The following is a 22,344-nucleotide window of genomic DNA, read 5'->3' on the forward strand; positions in this document are numbered from 1 at the left end:
GATAGCGCGGGTCAGGCGGTCAGTTGATATTTGACGCTCATGGCCTGGGCCAGATGGCGCAAGCGGCGTTCGACGGCTTCGCCGAACAGGTCCGCATCGTCCTTTTGCAGCGACAAAGTGAGCAGGTCGCCTTCGCGCGCCAGCCGCGATAGGTTCAATGGCCCTTCGACACCGCCCGATAGACGCTGTGCGAGGCGGATCGCGAGGCCCCATAGCGCGGCGTGGTGTAGCGCTTCGGGCGAAGCGAGTTGTTCGACGCCGAGCGGGGTGGACAGGCCGCCGCCGAAATTGCTGTGGAGCGCCTGCGCCAGCATGGCGCGTTCCGCTGCGGTAATGCCGACCCAATTGCTGTGCAGCGCGATCTCCACCCCGCGTTCGGCGCGGAAATCGGGGTTGGCGCGCCAGCCGACATCGGCGAGCAGGCAGGCGGCGCGGCGGATGCGGCGCAGATCGGCGCTGTCGTCCAGAAAGAGCGGCGCGATCCAGCGTTCGATGCGGTCGCCATGGCCGCGGAAGCGCGACTGGGCCTCGCCTTCCGCTTCAGCCGCGACCAGCAGGGGGTCATCCTGCCGAATATCGGCGGGCAGATCTTCGTAGAGCAGCCCTTCGCGCAGGCCATAGGCCGACACTATCAGGCGGCTCGACCGTAACTGCCGCACGACGACCGACAGCAGGGCAGCGGCGTTGGGCAGGGTCGGGATACGCGATCCGCTCATCGCCGGGATGCTTTTGAGCCGGGCGCGGCCGACATGCGAGACGATGCGGGTCAATTGTTCGGCGCGCGCGGCGGTCATCTCATATTGATGGACGACGGGCAGCGGGAAATTGGTCAATTGCATGTCGAACCGTGCCAAGGCACGCCACGATCCGCCGACTAAGTAGAAAGGCAGGTCGGGTTCGGGCTGCCAGCCCGCTTTCTCCATCATCCCCTTGACCCGCCGTTCCAGCGCGCCCGGTCCCTTGGCGCGGATGGCGGGCAGGCGCAGGACGCCCAAGGGCAGCGATATCGTCTGTTCGACCGCGCCGTCGCGAATCCGCGCCAGTTCCAGGCTGCCGCCGCCCAGATCGCCGACGATGCCGTCTGCGCCCGGAATACCCGACAGCACGCCCATGGCCGCGCCGATCGCTTCCTGCGCGCCGGTCAATATTTCGACGGTCAGGCCCATGGCGGCGGCACGGGCGATAAATTCATCGCCATTGGTCGCATCGCGCACCGCCGCCGTGGCGACGCAGCGGATATGGGCGACCTTCATATCCTGGCACAGATGGGCGAAGCGGCCGATCGCGCGCAGGCCGCGCTCCATCGGCTCTTCCTCGATCCGGCCGGTCCGGGCGAGCGAGGCGCCCAGCCCCGCCATCACCTTTTCATTGAACAGGATGAAGGGCAGCCGCCGTGGGCCGTCATAGACGACGAGGCGCACGCTGTTGGAACCGATGTCGATGATCGCCGTGCGCGCAGTGGCTGGCTGGGGCGAGGTCGCCATGGTCTGGGCAGCGGCGCGGACCCGGCTGAGCATCGAGTTCATGAGGGTCAAACCCGCCCGCGCAGGCGCAGGGTCGGCACCGCTTCATTGTCGAGCGCGGCGCCGCGCCCGGACAGCGACGGGTTGGTCATGAAATAGCGGTGCAGGTTGAACGGCTTTTCGCCCGCATCGACGCGCGCATAATGGCCATCGCTATCGAGTTCCCAGCTTTGTTCGGTGTCGATGAGGTTGGCGACCATCACCTGGTCGAGAATCTGGTCATGGACGGTGGGATTTTCGATCGGGGCCATGAATTCGACGCGCCGGTCGAAGTTGCGCTGCATCCAGTCGGCCGAGCTGATATAGACTTTCGCGCCATTATTGGGCAGCGCCTTGCCATTGCCGAACACGGCGATGCGGCTATGTTCCAGGAAGCGGCCGACGACCGATTTCACCCGGATATTTTCCGACATGCCCGGAACGCCGGGACGCAGGCAGCATATGCCGCGCACGATCAGGTCGATCTGAACGCCCGCATTGCTGGCGGCATAGAGTTTTTCGATGATCGCCGGGTCGACCAGGCTGTTCATCTTCGCCCAGATATTGCCGGGTCGGCCGGCACGGCAATGCTCGATCTCGTCATCGATCAGCTGGCACAGGCGGTCGCGCAGGTCGCGTGGCGACATGACCAGCTTTTCCAGCCGCTTGGGTTCGACATAGCCTGTGATATAGTTGAACAGCGCGGCGGCATCGCGGCTATAGGCCGGGTCGGCGGTGAAGAAGCTGAGGTCCGTGTAGATGCGCGCAGTGATCGGGTGATAATTGCCCGTGCCGAAATGGCAGTAGCTGCGAAACTGCTCGCCCTCGCGCCGGATCACCATCGAAATCTTGGCGTGGGTCTTCCAGTCGATGAAGCCATAGACGACCTGCACCCCGGCGCGTTCCAGCGCATCGGCCCACAGGATATTCTGTTCCTCGTCGAAACGGGCTTTCAACTCCACCACGGCGGTCACGGACTTGCCCGCCTCCGCCGCGTCGATCAGCGCGCGGATGATCGCCGACTGTTTGCCCGCGCGATAGAGCGTCTGCTTGATCGCCACCACATCGGGGTCGATCGCCGCCTGTTTCAGGAAGGAGACGACGACGTCGAACGCTTCATAGGGGTGGTGGACGACAATGTCCTTGGCACGGATCGCGGCGAAGCAATCGCCGCCATATTCGCGGATGCGTTCGGGGAAGCGGGGCGCATAGGGCTCGAATTTGAGGTCGGGCCGGTCCTCGTCAACGATGCCGGACAGGTCGCCGATGCCGACAAATCCTTCGACCTCGGCGATGATCGCCTCATGCCCCTGGATCATGTCCTGCAGCATTTCCTCGACCGGTTCGGGGATACGCTCTTCGATTTCCATGCGGATCACGCGGCCACGACGGCGGCGCTTGATCGCGCTGCGGAAGTGGCGAACCAGATCCTCGGCCTCTTCCTCGATTTCGATGTCGCTGTCGCGGATGATGCGGAACACGCCGCTGTTGCGCACCTGATAGCCGGGGAAGAGATCGCCCGAAAAGCGCCGCACCACCGCTTCCAGCGCGATATAGCGGGCCGTTGGCCCCGGCACGCGCACGAAGCGGTCAAGCGTCGCGGGGATCATCACCAGTTCGCGGATCGGCTGCTTGTCCGACAGGCGTTGCAGGTCGAAGACGATCGACAGCCCCTGATTGGGGATGAAGGGGAAGGGATGCGCCGGATCAAGCGCCTGGGGCGTCAGGATCGGGAAGATTTGCGTCAGGAAATGGTCGCGCAGCCAGGCTTCGCACAAGGGGTCCATGGGGCTGGACGGGCCGATGACTTCGATGCCGACCTGCCCCAGCTCGCCGTGCAATATGCCCCAGACCTTTTGCTGCGCCGCCATCAGCCGGGCGGTTTCGGCGGCGATCGCGGCGAGTTGCTGCCCGGCGGTCAACCCGTCGACCGAGCGCAGGTCGACATCCTGCAACTGCTGCCCTTTGAGCCCCGCGACGCGGACGGAGAAAAATTCGTCCAGGTTCGCGCCGGAGATGGACAGGAAGCGCAGCCGTTCCAGCAGCGGATGGGCGCGGTTCATCGCTTCTTCCAGCACCCGCTGGTTGAAAGCGAGCCAGGAGAGTTCGCGGTTGAAATAGCGTTCGCTGTGCAGCGACAGGCTGGGTGTGGGATCGGCTTCGGCCACGGATTACTCGCGGTTGGCGGTGGAAGGATCGGGCGGCACTATAGGCAGAAATCCGGCAGCTTGCAGAGCCTCTTTCGCCAGTGCGGTGGAAATCTTACGACCAGATGACAGCGCCGCCGCGTCGAGCAGACGGGTGACGGCGTCGATCGCGCCATAGCTACGCTCTATCCGGCGCAATAGCCAGTCCGGCAGATCGGCGGCATAGCCCGCACCGGCGTGGTCGAAGGCGCGGGCGATCAGCGCTCGGGCAAGCGCTTCGTCGGGTTCGGTGATGGCGACATGCGGCACCGCCGCCAGTCGGGAGCGCAGGTCGGGCAAGGCGACGGTCCAGCTGGCGGGCGGAGTGCGCCCCACCATCAGCAGCGGTCGCCGGTCGGTCTGCGCCGCGTTCCAGGCGTGGAACAGGCGATGTTCGTCCTGCCCCTGCGCCTCGTCGATGATGGTGCCGCCGCTCAAGCGCGCGAAATGGCGGGCGAGCGTCGAGCGCCCCGATCGCGGCGGGCCGGTCAGGACGCTGACCGACAGCGGCCAGTCGCGCCAGCGTTCCAGATGGGTGACGGCCTGGGCATTGGCCTCGCTGACCAGGAAATCCCCGTCGCGCGCATCGCCATGCCAGTCGAAGGGCAGGCTGATCTGGCTCATTGCGCGGCGGGGGCGGGTCCGGCGGGCGCGGCGCGACGGCTGATCCGCAGCGTGGTACCGGACGCCGCGACGGTATAGCCGCGTGCCTGGAGGCCCGCGCGGAGCATTTCGACCGTGCCCTCGAAACTGACCTGCATCACCGATGTCCCGCCGAGCGCCAGGCTGCTGGTCGTCGCCGAGCGGACGCCCGGCACCGCGCGCACCGCCGCCTCGCCTTGCGTCACCGATCCGACATCGGGCGTGTCGAACTGGATCGCAAAGCTGGTGCCGGTCGTGGCGGCGGTGGGCAGTTCGGTCGTTTCGACGATCGCCTCGGTCACATTTTCCAGCTCCAGCGTGGCGGGATCGACCGGTTCCTCGATGATCAGCGAGGGGTCGGGCCGCAGGCGGCCGTCGTTGAGCGCGCGGATATAGAGTTCATCGAGCCGCCGGGCGCCTTCGTCCAGCATCTTGGGCAAGCCGCTGTCGTTGGACGCGCGTAGCGTGACGCTGCCGATCAGACTGTTGTCGGGGCCATAGCGCGCAGTGAAGGTGGCGGTCACGGGGCCGCCGGGATAGGCGCGGTCGAGCCGGGCGATCGGGATCACCACATCGGCCGCGCCATATTGGTCGAGCAGCACGCGCCACCATAGCCGCCCGCGCCGTCCGGTCTGTCCGGCGTTCAGCAGGATCGGGTCGGCGATCGACCCCGCGACGCGGACATAGTCGATGGCGCTGTCACCAGTGCGATACCGTGCCCAGGCCTTTTGCCATTCATTGGTGCGTTCGTAGGAGACCGCCGAGCCGCCATCCCACATTACGGGAATGACGAGGAGAGGCGGCGAACGCATCGCATTGCCCGATACGCCAAGCAACTGGCCGGTGCGGGCGCGGTCGAACAGGATGCTGAGCGTCGCGACATAGCGCGTCGGCCCGGCCTGTTCATAATCAATCTCGATGCCCGACACCATCGCCTCGATCTGCGAATCGGACAGGGCTGGCGCACCCGCGCCGCTATGCGTGCGGCTCCACAGCATCCGCCACGCCTGCCGCTGGGCCATGCGCCAGCCCGCATAGCGGGCGGTATCGGCATCCTTGGCGACGACATCGACCTTGACGCCGCGCACTTCGAAATCGCCGCCGCTGGCGATCGGCGGTACGCCACGCTCCCCCTCCATCTGCGCGAACAGCGCGGCGGCCGCGAGGCCGAGCGCGATGGCGAACAGGATCTGTGCCGGACGCGACAGGGCACGCAGCATGGTGCCGGGCGACAGAGAAAGGCGGGACAAGGTCTGGGCAAGGCTCACGCGCGCCCTTTTGGCGGGATTTGCCCTATATGCCAAGCGCCAACCCATGCATCCTTCCGTTTTCGCATCGATTGCTCTAGGCGCGTCTCCCATGACCGATACCGAATCCTACAGCTACGCCAAGGCTGGCGTCGACATCGCCGCCGGCAATGCGCTGGTGCGCGCCATCGCTCCTTTGGCCAAGGCCACCCGCCGTCCCGGTGCGGACGCCGAACTGGGCGGCTTTGGCGGCTTTTTCGACCTCAAGGCGGCGGGCTTTACCGATCCACTGCTGGTCGCGGCCAATGATGGCGTGGGCACGAAGCTGAAGCTCGCGATCGACCATGGCCGCCATGATGGCGTGGGCATCGACCTGGTTGCCATGTGCGCCAACGACCTGATCGTGCAGGGTGCCGAGCCGCTATTCTTCCTCGATTATTATGCCACCGGCAAGCTGGAGAGCGGCGTGGCCGAGCGCGTCATCGCCGGGATTGCCGAGGGTTGCCGGATCGCGGGCTGCGCGCTGATCGGCGGCGAAACCGCGGAGATGCCGGGCATGTATGCGCCGGGCGACTATGACCTGGCGGGCTTTTGCGTCGGCGCGGTCGAACGGACCAAGGTGCTGACCGGCAACCGGGTGAAGGCGGGCGACGTGCTGCTGGGCATTGCTTCGTCGGGGGTTCATTCCAACGGCTTCTCGCTGGTCCGCCGCCTGGCCGCCGACAAGGGGTGGAAGCTCGATCGGCCCGCCATCTTCGACAATGAAGTGCTGCTGATCGACGCGCTGATGGCGCCGACGCGCATTTATGTGAAAAGCCTGCTGCCGCTGGTCCGCGCGGGCATGGTCAATGCGCTGGCGCATATCACAGGCGGCGGTTTGCTGGAAAACATCCCCCGCGTGCTGCCCGATGGGTGCCATGCGATGGTCGATGCCGACACCTGGGAACAGCCGCGGCTGATGGCGTTCCTGCAGGCGCAGGGGCATATCGACCCCGCCGAAATGGCGCGCACTTTCAACTGCGGCATCGGCATGGTGCTGGCCGTGGACGAAGCCCATGTCGCGGGCGTCACCACGTCGCTGGCGGCGGCGGGCGAGAGCGTCCACCGCATCGGCGTGGTGCAGGCGGGCGACAAGGGCTGCACCGTGCGCGGATCGACCGAGACCTGGAGCGCGAAGGCCGACTGGTCAGCGACGCATTTGGGGTAAGATAAGACAAATTTGCTCCGTTCAGGCTGAGCCTGTCGAAGCCCTGTTCTTTCTTTTAAGAAAAGTAAGGCCCTTCGACAGGCTCAGGGCGAACGGAGTTAAACTGATGGCTAAAGCCAAAGTCGGCGTCCTGATTTCCGGGCGCGGGTCCAATATGGCGGCGCTGCTCTACGCGGCCAAGGCTGACGACTGTCCCTATGAAATCGTGCTGGTCGCCGCCAATGATCCGCAAGCACCGGGGCTGAAACTCGCCGCCGCCGAAGGGATCGCGACCTTTGGCCAGAGCCATAAGGGCTTGAAGCGCGCCGATTTCGACCAGATCATCGATGCGCAGTTGCGCGCGGCGGGTGCCCAATTTGTCGCGCTGGCGGGCTATATGCGGCTGCTGTCGCCCGAATTCGTCGCGGGATGGGAAGAGCGGATGCTCAACATCCACCCCAGTCTGCTGCCCAAATATAAGGGGCTGGACACGCATCAACGCGCGATCGACGCGGGCGACAGCCATACGGGTTGTTCGGTGCATATCGTGACGGCGGCGCTGGACGATGGCCCGGTGCTGGGCCAGACGCCGGTCGCGATCCTGCCCGATGACGATGCCGATACGCTGGCCGCCCGCACACTGATCGCGGAGCATCAGCTCTACAGCCGCACCCTCGCTGCGTTCGTCAGCCGCGAGCGCCACCCGGACTGGCTGCTCAACAAGGTGCGCGAAACTGCGCTGGCCTTGCCGCAGGCGGACGAGATCCTCTCCCACGGCATGCCCTGCTTCGGCATCGTCAAAGGCAAGAAATTCGCCTATTTCACCCGCGACCATCATGGCGACGGCATCCTCGCCCTGCTGGTCAAGACCACCGCGCCCGAAGAACAGGCGAGCCTGATCGAAGCCGACCCGGCGCGCTATTATCGACCCGCTTATTTCGGCACCGATTGGGTCGGCATCCGCCTGGACCTGGGCGATACGGACTGGGAGCATATCGCAGAACGGCTGCGCGCCAGCTGGCGGCAGGTTGCGCCGAAAAAGCTGCTGGGGCTGATGGATATTGCGGAGGAGTTTTAAGGGGGGGCTTTTTAGGGTGGGAGAATTTCCCCCGCCCGCTGGCAGGACTGTTGCAAATGCCTGCGATCGGGATCGCATCGAAGGGGGCTAAACGTCTTAAAATCGGCGCATTTAGTAATCTACCCCTGGTAGGGGAGGTGGCTGCGCAAAGCGCAGGCCAGGGGTGTCGCCATCTCGATAGGGTGACACCCCTCCATCTCGTCGTGGTCCTCAAACCGAGGCACATGACTCCGCTCGGCCCCTTACAGGGAAGGATACACTATCAGCTCCGAACGTCAGCCTCGGTCACCGGCGAGATTTTGATCTCCACCCGGCGGTTGGCGGCCTTGCCTTCTTCGGTCGCGTTCGACGCGATCGGCTGGGTCTCGCCGAAACCGCGCGTGCCCATGCGGGCCGACTGGACGCCACGGCTCACCAGATAGCTCGACACCGCCTGGGCGCGGCGTTCGGACAGGATCTGGTTGTAGGCGTCGGCCCCGTCGCTGTCGGTGTGGCCGAACACGTCGATATAGGTTTTGGGATATTGCGCCAGAACCGACGCGACATCGTTCAACGTCGGCTGGAACTGGGGCTGCACATCGGCCCGGTCATAGGCGAAGGTGATGCCCGACGGCATGCGCAGAAGCAGGTCGTCGCCATCGCGAATCACATCGACGCCGGTGCCGGCTGTTTCTTCGCGCAGCTTGCGTTCCTGCGCATCCATATAGGCGCCGATGCCCGCACCCGCGACCGCGCCGATGCCCGCGCCCAGAATCTTCTCGGTCCGATCGCTGCGCCCGCCGACCAGATCGCCCAGCAGATAGCCGCCCAATGCGCCGCCGATGCCGCCGATCGCGGCCTTCGAAATCGTGCGCTGACCCGTGGTCGGGTCGGTGGTGCAGGCGGTGGTGGCCAGCATGGCAGCCAAACCGGCCGCACCGATGATGCGATGTGAAATCCTCATGAAACTATTCCCTTATCTTATCGCCCTGTGGAGCGGATGTCCCCAAATCGCTGAGCGGGCATCTTTGTTCCACAAGCGAACTGAACTCTTGATGATGGGATGGTTGTGCAAATGAAAGAATAGAGGGTATAGCCTTTTCCTGACCACCATGGCCACGATACCCCTCCCCAATCCGACGCCCTTTCCTTGGGCCGATCTTGTCATCATCCTCGCGCTGGTGGCGTTGAACGGCGTCTTCGCGATGTCCGAACTCGCCATCGTCTCCGCGCGCAAGCCCCGGCTGCAGGGCTTGGAGAAGGCCGGGCGCAAGGGCGCGACGACGGCGATCGCGCTCGCCAGCGATCCCGGCAAATTCCTCTCCACGGTCCAGATCGGCATCACCCTCATCGGCATCATCGCCGGTGCCTATTCCGGCGCGAGCCTGGGCGGGCCGGTGGGCGAGCGGTTGCAGTGGCTCGGCCTGTCGGCCGATGCCTCGCAGACGTTGGGCTTCGCCGTCGTGATCGGCCTGACCACCTATGCCTCGCTCATCATCGGCGAACTGGTGCCCAAGCAATTCGCCCTGCGCGCGCCCGAACCGATCGCGGTGCTGGTCGCGACGCCGATGCTGTGGCTCTCGAAGATCACCGCGCCGATCGTCTGGATATTGGACGGGTCGAGCAGCCTGATCTTCAAGCTGTTGCGCATGGACCGCGAATCGGAAAGCCATGTCACGGCCGAGGAACTGCATCTGATCGTCGCCGAAGCGAGCAAGTCGGGCGTGATCGAGGAAAGCGAGCGGGCGATCATTTCGGGCGTCGTGCGCCTGGCCGACCGTCCGGTGCGCGAAGTGATGACCCAGCGGATGGACGTCGACTGGATCGACATCGCCGCCGACGAAGACACGATTCGCGCCCGCCTGCTGGAAACGCCGCATACCCGCCTGCCGGTCGGCCGCGGATCGGTGGAAGACATTATCGGCATCGTCCAGGCCCGCGACATCATGAGCGCGCTGTTCCGGGGCGAAGCGCTCAATGTCGGCGCGCTGATGCGCAAGGCGGAGGTCGTGCCCGATCAGGTCGATGCCATGGATGCGCTCGAAGTGCTGCGCCGCTCCGACGTGCCGATGGTCATGGTCCATGACGAATATGGTCATTTCGAAGGCATCGTGACCCCGGCCGACCTGCTGTCGGCGATCGCCGGACATTTCGCGTCGGACCGCGATGCGTTCGACGAACCCGATCTGGTCGAGCGCGAGGATGGCAGCCTGCTGGTGTCGGGCCAGATGCCGATGGACCAACTGGCCGAACGCATCTGCATCGACCTGTCCGAAGACCGCGACTATGCGACCGTCGCCGGCCATGTCCTGTGGCTGATGAAGCGCTTGCCCGAAGTCGGCGACTATATCGACGATCAGGGCTGGCGCTTCGAGATCGTCGACATGGACGGACGCAAGATCGACAAGCTGCTGGTAGCGGAACGCTAAGCGAGACCAAGTTCCTCCCCGGTAAGGGGAGGGGGACCGGCGAAGCCGGTGGAGGGGTGTCACCCTATCGATAGGGCGACACCCCTCCGTCTGGCCTGCGGCCATCCACCTCCCCTGCCAGGGGAGGATGCAAGCGACAGACGTCAACCTTGCCCTCTCCCGTCTTCACGGGAGAGGGAGGGGCCCGCGCCGCAGGCGTGGGAGGGTGAGGGTCTTACAGGCATCTGGAAGAAAGGACCCTCACCGACATCGACTAGGCAGCAAGCTGCCAAGTCTCCGTAGCCTCTCCCGTGAAGACGGGAGAGGTGTACATCAGTCGCCACCTTCCGGCACGCCCACCCCACAAACAAAACGGGCGCGACAACAAGTGCCGCGCCCGTCAAATCCGCAAGGCGGATGGTGCCACCTGAAACCGATTATTCCGCCGCGTTGGCTGCGTTCTCGGCCGGGGCTTCGGCGGCGTTGGCGGCATTGCCTGCCTCGGCCGCATTGTCACCCTCGGCGGCCGGTTCGGCATCGGCAGCGGGCAGGGGCAGGTTGGAGCCCTGCGTGTTGAGCCAGGCGATCAGGTTGGCGCGATCGACGGGGTTGCCAAGGCCAGCAAAGGTCATCTTGGTGCCCGGCGCATATTCGCGCGGGCTCTTGAGCCACTTGTCCATCGCTTCGAAGGTCCAGTCGCCTGGAACCGACTTGAGCGCTTCGGAATAGGCAAAGCCTGCGACATGGCCATGCGCCTTGCCGACCGTCGCCCACAGATTGGGGCCAATGCCGTTCGCACCGCCCTGGTTCACGGTGTGGCAGGCGGCGCACTTGGCGAACACCTTTTCGCCCGCCGCGACGTCCGCGCTGGCGAGCAGGGTGTTGAGGCTGGGACCGGCAGCGCCGCCTTCGCCTTCGGCTTCGACGCCCTCGATCGCATAGCCCATGGTTTCGGGCCGTTCGTCATGGAAAACTTTGGAACTGACGATCGCGCCGCCAAGCGCGATGATGCCCGCGAACAGTGCCCAGCCCGCTACGGTATTGAAACGATCGCCCATTTCGCTCGATTTCCCTTGCGTATCTTTTCGGGCGGCTATGTTCCGGCCCCCTCTTGAGGGCTGCCATAATGGCGGACACGCCAAGGTGCAAGCCGGGTTGACGCGGGAAATATGTCAGTCCTGTTCACTGCCGCCCTGCCGATGCTTGCACAGCGCCAAGCAAATGCATAAGCGCGCAGCCACCCATGGACAATTATCCCGCCCCCGCCCGCATCATTGTCGCCGACCTCGCGGCCAAGGCCGCCGCCGATCCGGCCCGTGCCGTCGCCTATCAGGGCGCGCCGGGGGCCAATTCGCACCTCGCGGCCTTGGGCTATGCGCCCGATTGCGTGCCTTTGCCCTGTTTCGCGTTCGAAGATGCGATCGATGCGGTGCGCAATGGCCTCGCCGCGCGCGCCATCATCCCGATCGAAAACAGCCTGCATGGGCGGGTGGCGGACATGCATTTCCTGCTACCCGAATCGGGGCTGGCGATCGTCGACGAATATTTCCTGCGCATCCGCCATTGCCTTATGGCGCCCGACAATAGCCCGGTGAAAAGCGCGATCAGCCACCCCCAGGCGCTTGGCCAATGCCGCCACTATCTGCGCGAGCGCGGTATCCAGCCGGTTGCCTATGCCGATACGGCGGGCGCGGCGGCGCTGGTGGCGGAACGCAAGACGCCGGGCGAAGGGGCGATCGCGCCTTATCTGGCGGCGGAACTCTACGGCCTGCGCCTGATCGCCGAGAATATCGAGGATAGCGACGATAATATGACGCGCTTCCTGGTGCTGGCGCGCGAACCCAAAATGCCGATCGCCAATGTCGGCCCGGTCATGACCACCTTTTTGTTCGAGGTGAAGAATGTCCCCGCCGCGCTCTACAAGGCGATGGGCGGCTTTGCGACCAATGGCGTCAATATGACCAAGCTGGAAAGCTACCAGCGCGGGGCGAGCTTCGCCGCGACCGAATTTTTCTGCGATATCGAAGGGATGCCGGGCGATCCGGCGGTCGACCGGGCGCTCGCCGAACTGGAGTTCCATACCAAATGGGTGCGGGTGCTGGGCAGCTATCGGCAGGCGCGTCCCCGCACTTAAGTGCAGGCTCCCGCTTTCGCAGCCGCGCAATCGCGCCTATAGGCGCTTCATGGTCGCAGCTATTCTTTTGTCCGCCCTGGCGATGAGCGCCATTGTCGGCGTGCGGTATCTGTTGGCGAGCGGGGGCTTTGCGCTGGCGACCCGGATTCGCCAGCCAGGCCTGTATCGCGGCCTGGAAAAGCAGATGGGGCGGGAGATCGCCTGGTCGCTCGCCTCCGCGCTGATCTATGGCATACCCGCGGGCGTGGTCGCCTGGGGCTGGCAGGCGCATGGCTGGACGCGCATCTACACCGATGTCGCCGCCATGCCACTCTGGTATCTGCCGCTGTCGGTGCTGCTCTATCTCGCCGCGCACGACACCTGGTTCTATTGGACCCACCGCTGGATGCATCGGCCCAAGCTGTTCCGCGTTGCCCATGCGGTGCATCATGCCAGCCGCCCGCCCACGGCCTGGGCAGCGATGAGCTTCCACCCCTGGGAGGCGCTGACCGGCGCGGTGGTGATCCCGGCGCTGGTGTTCCTCATCCCCATCCATGTCGGCGCGCTTGGCGTTGTGCTGACGATCATGACGGTCATGGGGGTCAGCAATCATATGGGGTGGGAGATGTTCCCGCGCTGGCTGGTGCGCGGGCCGATCGGCGGATGGCTGATCACCGCGACGCATCATCAGCGGCATCATGACCGCTATAATTGCAATTATGGCCTCTATTTCCGCTTTTGGGACCGACTGTGCGGCACCGACCAGGGGCTGGGCGATTTCACGACGAAGGCGCGCGCATGATCGGGCGGTTGGCGATGGCTGTCATCGCGCTGGCGGGATTGAGGGGGGCTGCGCCGCTGGGCCAGCCCCAGTCGGTCAGCATGGCGCTGGAAGGCCTGCGATCGGGCAAGGGGCAGATATTGGTCTGCGTCACCCGGATGCCGGAATATTTCCCCGACTGCACCAAGGATCCCGACAAGCGCCATTTCGCCGTCGCGGCGCAGGGCGGGGCGGTGGCGTTGGGTGCCATGGCGCCGGGCCGCTATGCCATCGCCATCATCCATGACGAAAATGCCAATGGCAAATTGGATACCTTCGCCGGGATACCGCGCGAAGGCGTCGGCTTTTCCCGAAACCCGGCGCTGCGCTTTGGCGCGCCGAGCTTTCAATCGGCCAGTTTCCCGGTCGCGGGGGCGCCGGTCGAACAGGATATAAAGCTCAAATATTTCCTGTGACTTGATCGGTTGGCCGCATCGGCGGGAACCTGTCACCCGCCCGAAACATTCAGAACCCTGAACGCACGTTAAAAAACAACAGGGTCATTCATGCCATTTTTCCGCTGCTCGCTGGCCGCGACATTCGTCGCGACCCTGTCCCTCGCCGCGCCCGCACTGGCGCAGGAAGAAGAACAGCATAGCACGCTGACCATCGGGGCCGGTGCCGCCATGATCCCGAGCTATGAGGGGTCGGACGAATATCGTGTCCTGCCCATTGCCCAGGCGCGCGGCAAGGTGAACGATATCGCCTTCTGGACACGCGGCACCGCCCTCTATGTCGATGCCATTGCCGATCCGACCGGGCCAGGCGTCGATTTCGAACTGGGGCCGGTCGTCAACCTGCGATTTGACCGTACCAGCCGCAAGGCCATCAAGGATGACGCCGTGCAGGCGTTGGGGAAGCGGGACTTCGCGCTGGAAGTGGGCGGCTTTATCGGCATCGGCAAGACCGGGGTGATCACCAGCGATTATGATAATCTGTCGGCCCGCGTCGCCGTGACCAAGGATGTTGCGGGCGCCCATGGCTCCTTCGTCATAACGCCGTCGGTCGAATATTTCACGCCGCTGTCGATGACCACCTTTGTCGGCCTGGGCGTGTCGGCCGATTATGTCGGCAAGAAATATGGCCGCTATTATTTCGACATCACGCCGCAGGATAGTCTGGCCAGTGGGCTGGACGTCTATGACCGTGCAGGGCGCGGATCGGGCTTTCGCCGGATGAACGTCAACCTGTCGGCAGGCAAGTCGCTGTCGGGCGATATCCGCACGGGCTGGGCGATCTTCGGTGTCGCCGGCTACACCCGCTTGCTCGGCAAATATGCCGATTCGCCGATCGTGTCGGATGTCGGATCGCGCAACCAGTTCGTCGGGGCGGTCGGCGTCGGCTACACCTTCTGACAGGCGATCTTGCGGGACAAGGGTGACGCGCCCCATATGGCGATATATGGAGGCGGCGACACACCGCATTGGCAGGAGATTGAAGCGTGGCGACCCTGGGATTGAGCGAGGCCGACAAGGCGGCGATTGAGGCGTTTCGCCAGGACGTGGTGGAGCCGTCGCGCACCCAGCTGGTGATCGTCGATTTCTGGGCCGAATGGTGCGGCCCGTGCAAGCAACTGACCCCGATCATCGAGAAGGTCTGCGCCGACTATGCGACCAAGGGCGTCAAGCTGGTCAAGGTCAATGTCGACGACAATGGCTTCATCGCCAGCCAGTTTCGGGTCCAGTCGATCCCGACCGTCTATGCCGTGTTCCAGGGCCAGCCCGTCGCGGATTTGACCCAGGCGCGGACCGAAGGCGCGCTCAAACAATATCTCGACCAATTGCTGTCGCAACTGCCGATCGAATCGGAAGAAAGGTCGCAGGCGCAGGAAATCGCGCCGTTGATCGCCATGGGCGAGGAATTGCTGGCCGAGGGCGACGCCGAGCGCGCGCTGTCGGTGTTCACGCAGATCGCGCAAATGGCCCCCGACATGGTCGAGGTGGTCGCAGGACAAGCGCGGGCGCTGGTGATGCTGGGCCAGCTGGACGAGGCCGAAGCGCTGTTGGCGGCCTTGCCCGCCGAGATCGCCCGGCATGGTGCGGTCGATCAGGCGCGCGCGGCGATCGCGCTGGCGCGCGACGTCAAGCCATTGGCCGACCTCTCGGCGGTGGAAGCGAAAGTTGCCGCCGATCCCGACGATCATGAAGCCCGGTTCGAATTGGCGGGCGGTCTGATGGCCAATGGCGACCGCGACGGGGCCGCCGACGCGCTGCTGGAAATCGTGCGGCGCGACCGGACCTGGAACGAAGGCGCGGCGCGCGCGCAACTCGTCACCATCTTCGAAGCCGTTGGGCTGGAAGATCCTTGGGTATCCGCGCAGCGTCGCAAGCTGTCGCAGATTCTCTTCGCCTGATGCCCCTCGCGCGCGTCTCGATCTTTCCCTTGTCCGGCGCCTTGTTGTTGCCGGGCATGGACCTGCCGCTGCATATTTTCGAGCCGCGCTACCGGGCGCTGATCCATGACGCGATGGCGCGCGACCGGCGCATCGGCATGATCCAGCCGCGCGAAGGCGGCCCGGTGCCTTCGCTGTTCGACATGGGGTGCCTGGGCCATGTCAGCCATATCGAGGCGATGGAGGATGGGCGGTTCAACATCATCCTGACCGGCCTCGCCCGCTTCCGCTTCGTCCGCGAACTGCCGGTGGCGACGCAATTCCGCCAGATCGAAGCGGACATTGAGCAGGCGCCGCAGGAAGAAGAAGTGCTGCACGCGGTCGAACGCGCCGCGCTGGAGCAGGAATCGCGGCGCTTTGCCGATGCGCTCGGCTATGTGGTGGACTGGACCGCCGTGTCGCGGCTGGACGACACGTCGCTGGTCAACGGCATCGCTCAGATCGCCCCGTTCGACCCCGCCGCCAAGCAGACCTTGCTGGAAGCCGACACGCTGTCCGAACGGTCGGAGCGCATCATCCAACTGATGCAGATCGTCGGCCGCGCCGACCGCGATGGCGGCGCGACGATGCAGTGAGCGAGACTGCAGTAAGCGAGGCTGGGCCAATCGACCCCTGGCTCTTCGCCAAGCTGGTATGCCCGGTAACCCGCACGCCCTTGCGCTGGAACGCGGTGCGCGGCGCGCTCATATCGGAAGCGGCGGGCCTGGCCTATCCGGTCCGCGACGGCGTCCCGGTACTGTTGGCGCGCGAGGCTGTGGCTATCCCATGATGCCTTTCACAGTCCCCCGTTCGTCCTGAGCCTGTCGAAGGACGCGCAAAAGCGATGGCCTTCCACGCCTATCTTCTTCGATGCAGCGACGGCAGCTTCTATGCCGGGCATACGGATGACCTGGAGAGCCGGATCGCGGCGCACGAAATGGGGATGATCCCCGGCTATACCTTCGCGCGTAGACCGCTCCATCTGGTCTGGACCGAAAGTTTCGGCACCCGCGACGAAGCCTTGACGGCAGAGCGGCGGATCAAGGGCTGGAGCCGGGCGAAAAAGCAGGCACTGATTGATGGTGACTGGGCGCGGTTGAGCCTGTTGGCACGCAATCGGCAGAGTCAGGGATAGGTTGGCGCGCGTCCTTCGACAGGCTCAGGACGAACGGCGGTTGGTGAAGCATAGGCCGCGATACATTCCACTTCCAGCGGCGCGCCGAGCGCCAGGCCGTCCGCGCCGAAAGCACTGCGCGCGGGCAAGCGCTTGCCGGCAAAATAGGGCATATAGGCGGCGTTGAAGCGGGGCCAGTCGGCCATGTCGTCCAGCATGACCGTGCATTTGACGACATCGCCAAAGTCGAGACCATTATCCTTGAGGATACCGCCAATCGCATCCATCGCGCCCCTGACCGCCGCGTCGAACCCTTCCTTATGCGCGTCCATGCCTTCGGGCACCTGGCCGATCTGCCCCGACATATAGAGAATATCGCCCACTCGGATGGCGGGGGAGAAGGGCAGGCTGGCGGGCATCGGCTGCGGCGCGGCGGCAGGCTGCGCAAACGAAGGCGTGGTAGCCAGCAGCAGGGCGGCGGGGATCAGGCGGACCATCAGTCTCTCCAAATATCAGGCACGGGGCAGGGCGGCGAGCAGCCGTTCGGCATCTGTCGCATCGTTGAACACCGAAGGCGAGACGCGCAGATGATGATCGTGCAACGACACCCGCACCCCCGCCTTGGCCAGCGGGTCCGACAGCCGCGCCTTGGCATCGGGCAGCAGCGCGGTCAGCAGCGGCGCGGTGGTGCCGGATGGCGTGATGATCGCATAGCCCTTGGCGCGCAGGCCTTCGCGCAAGGGGGCGATCAATTGCTGGGCATGGGCCTGGATGGCGGGCACGGTAAGGCGGCCGATATAGTCGAGCGAATGGTCGAGCGCGGCGACGATCGCCTGCGCATAGGTGCCGGTCGCGAAATGGCCGAGCGCGCCTGTGCGGACGGCATAGCTGACCGGCGCGTCGCCCGGCGGGTCGAGTGGATAGGCGTGGGTCTGCGGCGGCGACAGGCCGATGCCCGGCGGGGCGTCGGGCGCGGCAAAGCCATAATAGCCATATTCGGTGCGGGGTAGCTCATCCCACACGCCGCGCCGGGTATAGAGGAAGCCAAGCCCGAAATCGCCCATCAGCCATTTATAGCTGGCGCAGGCGGCGAAATCGACGCCGCTGGCATGGAGATCGACCGGGACCGCCCCCGCCGCATGAATGATGTCGGCATAGACCAGCGCGCCGACCTTGTGCGCCAGGTCGCACACGGCCTTCAGGTCATGTTGGAAGCCATTATAGGTCGATACGAGCGAGAGGCTGACGAGCCGGGTGCCGGGCGTAATGGTGCGGGCCATGTCGTCCAGTTCGATGCGCCCCGCGCGCGCCTGAACCCAGTCGACATCGACGCCCTGTTTGGCCATTTCCAGATACATGGGGAAGGCGGCATAGAAATGCAGCGTGTCGGTGACCACGCGGCCCTTGCTGCCGGGAAAGCCGAGCGCGCGCAGCACCGCCTGCTCGCCCATGGTGGTGGATTGGACCCAGGTGATTTCATCCGCGTCGGCGTTCACCAGGCGCGCGAATTTGGCGATGACTCCTGCCCGATCAACCGGCTTGCGCGCGAGCGCGGCAGGATCGAGCGTCCGCGTCGCGACATAGGCGTCCATCGCGGCGCGCGCGCCCAGGCTGATTGGGTGCGTCGATGCGCTGTCGAGATAGGCGACCTGGGTGGCGGCAAAGCTGCCCCTGTCGGGAAGGGTGGGCGTCGCGGCGCGCGCTGTCCGCGCGGCCAGCGGCAGGGCCACCGCCGCGCCCAGCGCCTCGCGGCGGCTGAGGCTCATGCCAGCGCCTTGAGCAGTCCGGTTTTGAACGCCTGCATTTCGGCTGGCGTGCCGAACGAGACACGGACCCAGTCGTCCATATGCTTACGCGGCCCGCCAATATAGATTTTCTGCGCCGCCAGCGCGGCGGTGACGTCTGCGCCCGAACGGCCGACATGGATCATCGCGAAGCTCGCCTGCGAGGGCAGGTAGCGCAACCCCTGCGCGTCAAGCCAGCGATAGAGATCATCGCGCACCGCCTTATTCTCAGCCTTGCGCGTGGGCAGCAGCATGGGATCGAGCAGGCTCGCCTCCGCCGCGACCACGGCGGGCATGGGCGTGATGTTGGTGCCATAGCGGGCCATGCCGTCGAGCAGATCCTTGCGCCCCGCGATCAGGCCGCAGCGCAAGCCCGCCAGGCCGTAAATCTTGGAAAAGGTCCGCGTCACCAGCACGTCCGCGCCGCTGGCCACCAGATCGAGGCAGGTGCGGGCATCGCTGAAATCGATATAGGCTTCATCGATCAGCAGGACTGCGCCCTTGGGCTTGTTGGCGAGCAGCCAGTCGATGTCGGTGCGCGCGGTGACAAGGCCGGTCGGGTTGTTGGGATTGCACAGATAATAGACGCCCGCATTCGGTGCAGCGGCCAGCAATGTGCGGGGGTTCCCGGCGAAATCGCCCGACAGCGGCACGGCGACCGATCGCGTCACGCTCTGGTTACCAAGGCCCAGAAACCCCTGGTCGAAGGTCGGCTCGAAATAGGCGATGGGCCGGTCAGTCGAGGAATAGGTCAGCGCGACCGAGCGGAGCGGCATGAAGGAGCCGGGATGGACCTGCACCTGTGTCGGCGAGAGGCCATTCTGCCGCGCGAACAAGCTTTCCAGCTTGCCCGCGAACGCCATGCCATAGCGCCCCGACAAGGGCGGCAGCTTGGCCAGTGCGACAAGCGCCGCAGCGCCGGGGCCGATGGGATGTTCATTGCTATTGAGGAAGATGCCGTCGGTCAGGCTGGCGACCATTGCGACGGGATCGTCGGGCAGATCGACCTTGGGCCCGCGCTGGGCGAGGGCGGGCGTGGCCGTCGCGATGGCGGTGGCACCCATAGCCCCGCGCATCAGCATGCGGCGGGACAGGCTGTCGGACGATCCGGTCATGCAGGCACCCTCCATAGGAAAAGGGCCGGTTCGTTCCCGAACCGGCCCTTCGTCATGATATGATTTAGAATTTGAAGTCGATACGCGCGTAATAATAGCCGCCCGCCGAACCATAGGCACCATGGCCATATACCGCGTTCCAGGCACCCGATCCGCTTTCATAGGGCGACTGGCCTGGCAGTACCGTCACGCCCTCCAGCAGCTTGGGCGTTTCCGGGCGCTTGTCGAACAGATTGTTCGCGCCAAGCGAGAAGCTGACATAATCGGTGAAGTTATAGCTCAACTCCAGATCGGTAATGCCAGTAGCCTTCACGATACCGTCACGCAATTGGGGCTGGCCGTTCATCGCCGCAGCCGACAGAGCGGAGCGGACAAGGATGCTGGTCTTGCCATAGAAGGTCTGGCGCAGATTGGCATTGAACGGCCCGCTGGCGAAGTTGATGCCCGCGACGACCTTATATTCAGGCGATGCGTCTTCGATATAGCTTTCCGACTGGGCGTTGAACAAGGCCGTGTTCTTGTTGTCGGTGATATTGGTCTTGTTGTAGTTGGCCAGCAGCGACAGGTCGAGCTTGCCAAAGTCCAGCGCGACCGGATAGCGGGCGGCAAAATCGATGCCGTAGGTTTCCGTATCGATCAGGTTGGTGAAGCTGGCTACGCCCAGTGTTTGCAGGCCGGTATCGAGTACAAGTCCGGTCGAGGCGATCGCGGCGAGGATGCTTTCGGCACCCGCGACAGGAAGGCCACCCTGGATGGCAGGCAACGATGCGGTGGCCGAGATGCGATCCTTGATCTTGATATAATAGCCATCGATCGTGATCGCGAGGCGCGGAATCGGCCGCACCACGATACCGGCCGAGAAGTTGGTCGATTTCTCCGGCTTCAACGCATTGAAGCCCAGCAGCAACGCAGCAGGCGAGCCAGCCGGAAGTTGCAGAACGGCGCTGGTCGGTCCGACATTCACGGTGGAATAGAAGGATTCGGCCAATGTCGGCGCGCGGAAGCCGGTGCTGGCCGTAGCGCGGATCGCGAAGGCGTCCGAGAAATCGTAGCGCGTGGTGATCTTGCCGATCTGGGTATCACCAAAGTCGCTATAATCTTCGTAGCGGCCGGCAAGATCGAGGGTCCAGCCTTCGATCGGGTTGGCGATCAGGTTGAGATAGACCGCCTTGGAACTGCGGCTATGGTCACCGGCATCGACATCCTTATAGCCAGGGAAGGACTGGACGCCTTCCTTATAGGTGGAAGCGAAATCGCCCTGCACGATTTCATAGGTGTCGCGCCGATATTCGCCACCGAAGGCGAGGGTTAGTGGACCCGCCATGCCAGCATCGAATTCCTTGCGGATGTCGAGCGTGTTCGTGAGCTGGCTGAGCTTGAACCCGCCGTCATAGGCGTCGGATACGGTGCTGGGGGTTACGGTCGATCCGGGCAGCAGTGATGCCTGGTAGGATTCGATCCACAGCGCGCGATGCGCCGATTCGATGGTCCAGATCTTGTTCTGGTCATAACCATAGGTGGTGCTGACATCATAGTTCCAGCCGCCACCGAATTCACCCTTGGCCCCGACCGTGAAGCTATATTCCTTCTGCTCCACCTTCTGCTGCGGAACCATGCCGAATGTGCCGGTATCGCCGAAGCAGGTCGACAGGTCGGTCGTGCTGGCGCAGATACGGTTGGGCGGGCGATAGCCCTGCTTGGCATAGCCTACGCGGCGGGACACGTCACCGAAGCTGTAGAGTTCGACGCCGCCGAAATCATAGCCCATATTGTAGAAGAGCAGGTTGAGTTGCGACTTGGCCTGTCCACCATTGATACCGTTCAGGTCGAGGTCGGCCCAGGCGGGATCATAATAGCCGCTCGTGCCGCCGAACCAGCCGGTCGGCGTTGCGCCTGCAGGGACCGTGTAGGGATTGCCGTTGATGTCGGCCATCGAAACCTGGCCGGTGCCGTTCGACGTATAATTTTGGCGGCGATGGAAGGCGGTGACATTGAAGAAGCCGTCTTCACCCAGTTTGAAGCCGACATTGCCCGATGCGGAGAAGAGTTCGCCTTCGCTGTTATAATATTGGCCACCGGTAACCTTGAAGCTGCCGCCTTCGCTTTGATCCTTGAGGATCATGTTGATCGCACCGGCAATTGCGTCGGTGCCGTACACGGCGGCCGCGCCGTCCTGCAGCACTTCGATGCGTTCCACCGCGTCTGGCGGGATCAGGTCGATGCTGGGTGCGGCCGAACCCTGGAATGGCCCCGCGATCACTTGCAGAATGGCCGAACCGTGGCGGCGCTTGCCATTGACCATGACCAGCGTGTGGTTGGGGCTGAGGCCGCGCAGGCGAGCCGAGAGCGCGAAGTTGGACATGTCCGTGCCCTGCGTCTGGGCGGTGAAGGACGGGACCAACTGGGTCAGTGCCTGATTGAGGTTCGGCTGGCCGACGCGGCTCAGGGCCTCCTGGCTGAACACCTGCACGGGTGCGGCGCTGTCGGCGGCCTGCATGCCAACGGCACGGGTGCCGGTGACGATGATGGTGCCGCCGTCCTCGGTCTGTGGTTCCTGCGGTGCTTCCTGCGCCAATGCGCAAGCGGACCAAGACGAAGCGAGAATCAATGAAAGTTTAAGCGCTGACAAGCGTGTCATTCATGCCCCCTGTTATTGCATTGTTGATGACAGGGGGTTTGACGATTGGCTCAGGCAAAGCCTCTATTGCGCCGCACAATTTTTAAGTAAAAATGCAATAATTGCCGCTGCTTATCTGAGCAGCGACTCAACAGGATAATTTTCTTCTACACTCTTACGCA

21 protein-coding genes are annotated in these 22,344 nt (G+C 64.4%); 11 read left to right on the forward strand and 10 right to left on the reverse strand.

From position 1 onward, the window contains the following. Positions 1-11: 11 nt before the first annotated feature. Genes OVY48_RS13700 through OVY48_RS13715 form a run of 4 tightly spaced genes read right to left on the reverse strand, consistent with a single transcriptional unit; the run spans position 12 to position 5,598 of the window. Positions 12-1,526 (reverse strand): Ppx/GppA family phosphatase, encoded by a 1,515-nt coding sequence (locus OVY48_RS13700; protein WP_313923220.1) that lies wholly within the window; start codon positions 1,524-1,526, stop codon positions 12-14. A gap of 5 nt (positions 1,527-1,531) precedes the next feature. Then, positions 1,532-3,670 (reverse strand): RNA degradosome polyphosphate kinase, encoded by a 2,139-nt coding sequence (locus OVY48_RS13705; RefSeq protein ID WP_313923221.1) that lies wholly within the window; start codon positions 3,668-3,670, stop codon positions 1,532-1,534. Between the two features lie 3 nt (positions 3,671-3,673). Next, positions 3,674-4,312 (reverse strand): chromosomal replication initiator DnaA, encoded by a 639-nt coding sequence (locus OVY48_RS13710; protein ID WP_096060807.1) that lies wholly within the window; start codon positions 4,310-4,312, stop codon positions 3,674-3,676. Next, entirely contained in the window at positions 4,309-5,598 is a 1,290-nt protein-coding gene (locus tag OVY48_RS13715; protein WP_069066989.1) for a hypothetical protein, read from the reverse strand. The genes OVY48_RS13710 and OVY48_RS13715 overlap by 4 nt, the downstream gene beginning before the upstream one ends. Before the next feature lie 91 nt (positions 5,599-5,689). Here OVY48_RS13715 and purM point away from each other — a divergent pair, with 91 nt between their 5' ends. After that, positions 5,690-6,784, forward strand: coding sequence for a phosphoribosylformylglycinamidine cyclo-ligase (gene purM, locus OVY48_RS13720; protein ID WP_037473269.1), 1,095 nt, complete (start codon positions 5,690-5,692; stop codon positions 6,782-6,784). Between the two features lie 106 nt (positions 6,785-6,890). Further along, positions 6,891-7,841, forward strand: a complete 951-nt coding sequence (gene purN, locus OVY48_RS13725; RefSeq protein WP_313923222.1) for a phosphoribosylglycinamide formyltransferase — start codon at positions 6,891-6,893, stop codon at positions 7,839-7,841. Between the two features lie 262 nt (positions 7,842-8,103). Here purN and OVY48_RS13730 read toward each other — a convergent pair whose 3' ends face one another. Next, on the reverse strand, positions 8,104-8,784 hold the full coding sequence (locus tag OVY48_RS13730) for an OmpA family protein (protein ID WP_313923223.1): 681 nt from the start codon (positions 8,782-8,784) through the stop codon (positions 8,104-8,106). Between the two features lie 148 nt (positions 8,785-8,932). Between OVY48_RS13730 and OVY48_RS13735 the strand changes: the two genes are divergently transcribed. After that, positions 8,933-10,249, forward strand: a complete 1,317-nt coding sequence (locus OVY48_RS13735) for a hemolysin family protein (protein WP_037473266.1) — start codon at positions 8,933-8,935, stop codon at positions 10,247-10,249. Between the two features lie 416 nt (positions 10,250-10,665). Here OVY48_RS13735 and OVY48_RS13740 read toward each other — a convergent pair whose 3' ends face one another. Then, positions 10,666-11,286, reverse strand: a complete 621-nt coding sequence (locus OVY48_RS13740) for a cytochrome c family protein (protein ID WP_313923224.1) — start codon at positions 11,284-11,286, stop codon at positions 10,666-10,668. A 185-nt stretch (positions 11,287-11,471) separates the two neighbouring features. Between OVY48_RS13740 and OVY48_RS13745 the strand changes: the two genes are divergently transcribed. The 8 genes from OVY48_RS13745 (at position 11,472) to OVY48_RS13780 (ending at position 16,667) form a co-directional block, all read left to right on the forward strand. Beyond that, positions 11,472-12,362 carry a prephenate dehydratase gene (locus OVY48_RS13745; protein WP_313923225.1) on the forward strand — a complete coding sequence of 297 codons (891 nt, stop codon included), beginning with the start codon at positions 11,472-11,474 and terminating at the stop codon, positions 12,360-12,362. 49 nt (positions 12,363-12,411) lie between these two features. Beyond that, positions 12,412-13,143, forward strand: coding sequence for a sterol desaturase family protein (locus tag OVY48_RS13750; protein WP_313923226.1), 732 nt, complete (start codon positions 12,412-12,414; stop codon positions 13,141-13,143). After that, on the forward strand, positions 13,140-13,577 hold the full coding sequence (locus OVY48_RS13755) for a DUF2141 domain-containing protein (RefSeq protein WP_069065981.1): 438 nt from the start codon (positions 13,140-13,142) through the stop codon (positions 13,575-13,577). Before OVY48_RS13750 ends, OVY48_RS13755 begins: the two co-directional genes overlap by 4 nt. 90 nt (positions 13,578-13,667) lie before the next feature. After that, complete coding sequence (locus tag OVY48_RS13760) at positions 13,668-14,516, forward strand: MipA/OmpV family protein (RefSeq protein ID WP_313923227.1); 849 nt, start codon at positions 13,668-13,670, stop codon at positions 14,514-14,516. An 86-nt stretch (positions 14,517-14,602) separates the two neighbouring features. Then, complete coding sequence (locus OVY48_RS13765; RefSeq protein ID WP_069065983.1) at positions 14,603-15,514, forward strand: tetratricopeptide repeat protein; 912 nt, start codon at positions 14,603-14,605, stop codon at positions 15,512-15,514. Further along, positions 15,514-16,128, forward strand: coding sequence for an LON peptidase substrate-binding domain-containing protein (locus OVY48_RS13770; protein ID WP_313923228.1), 615 nt, complete (start codon positions 15,514-15,516; stop codon positions 16,126-16,128). The genes OVY48_RS13765 and OVY48_RS13770 overlap by 1 nt, the downstream gene beginning before the upstream one ends. Beyond that, complete coding sequence (locus tag OVY48_RS13775; protein ID WP_313923229.1) at positions 16,125-16,322, forward strand: Trm112 family protein; 198 nt, start codon at positions 16,125-16,127, stop codon at positions 16,320-16,322. The genes OVY48_RS13770 and OVY48_RS13775 overlap by 4 nt, the downstream gene beginning before the upstream one ends. A 54-nt stretch (positions 16,323-16,376) precedes the next feature. Next, positions 16,377-16,667, forward strand: coding sequence for a GIY-YIG nuclease family protein (locus OVY48_RS13780; RefSeq protein ID WP_313923230.1), 291 nt, complete (start codon positions 16,377-16,379; stop codon positions 16,665-16,667). Here the strand turns inward: OVY48_RS13780 and OVY48_RS13785 are convergent. From OVY48_RS13785 to OVY48_RS13800, 4 genes are all read right to left on the reverse strand, one after another. Continuing rightward, entirely contained in the window at positions 16,658-17,143 is a 486-nt protein-coding gene (locus tag OVY48_RS13785) for a RidA family protein (RefSeq protein WP_313923231.1), read from the reverse strand. The genes OVY48_RS13780 and OVY48_RS13785 overlap by 10 nt on opposite strands. A gap of 15 nt (positions 17,144-17,158) precedes the next feature. Further along, positions 17,159-18,412 carry an aminotransferase class V-fold PLP-dependent enzyme gene (locus tag OVY48_RS13790; protein ID WP_313923232.1) on the reverse strand — a complete coding sequence of 418 codons (1,254 nt, stop codon included), beginning with the start codon at positions 18,410-18,412 and terminating at the stop codon, positions 17,159-17,161. Continuing rightward, positions 18,409-19,545: an aminotransferase class I/II-fold pyridoxal phosphate-dependent enzyme gene (locus OVY48_RS13795; protein WP_313923233.1), complete on the reverse strand. Its 1,137-nt coding sequence runs from the start codon at positions 19,543-19,545 to the stop codon at positions 18,409-18,411. The genes OVY48_RS13790 and OVY48_RS13795 overlap by 4 nt, the downstream gene beginning before the upstream one ends. Positions 19,546-19,609: 64 nt before the next feature. Beyond that, on the reverse strand, positions 19,610-22,183 hold the full coding sequence (locus OVY48_RS13800; RefSeq protein WP_313923234.1) for a TonB-dependent receptor: 2,574 nt from the start codon (positions 22,181-22,183) through the stop codon (positions 19,610-19,612). Positions 22,184-22,344 lie beyond the last annotated feature (161 nt).

This window comes from Sphingobium sp. SA2, from assembly GCF_032227065.1.
In the GTDB taxonomy this organism is placed as follows: Bacteria; Pseudomonadota; Alphaproteobacteria; order Sphingomonadales; family Sphingomonadaceae; genus Sphingobium.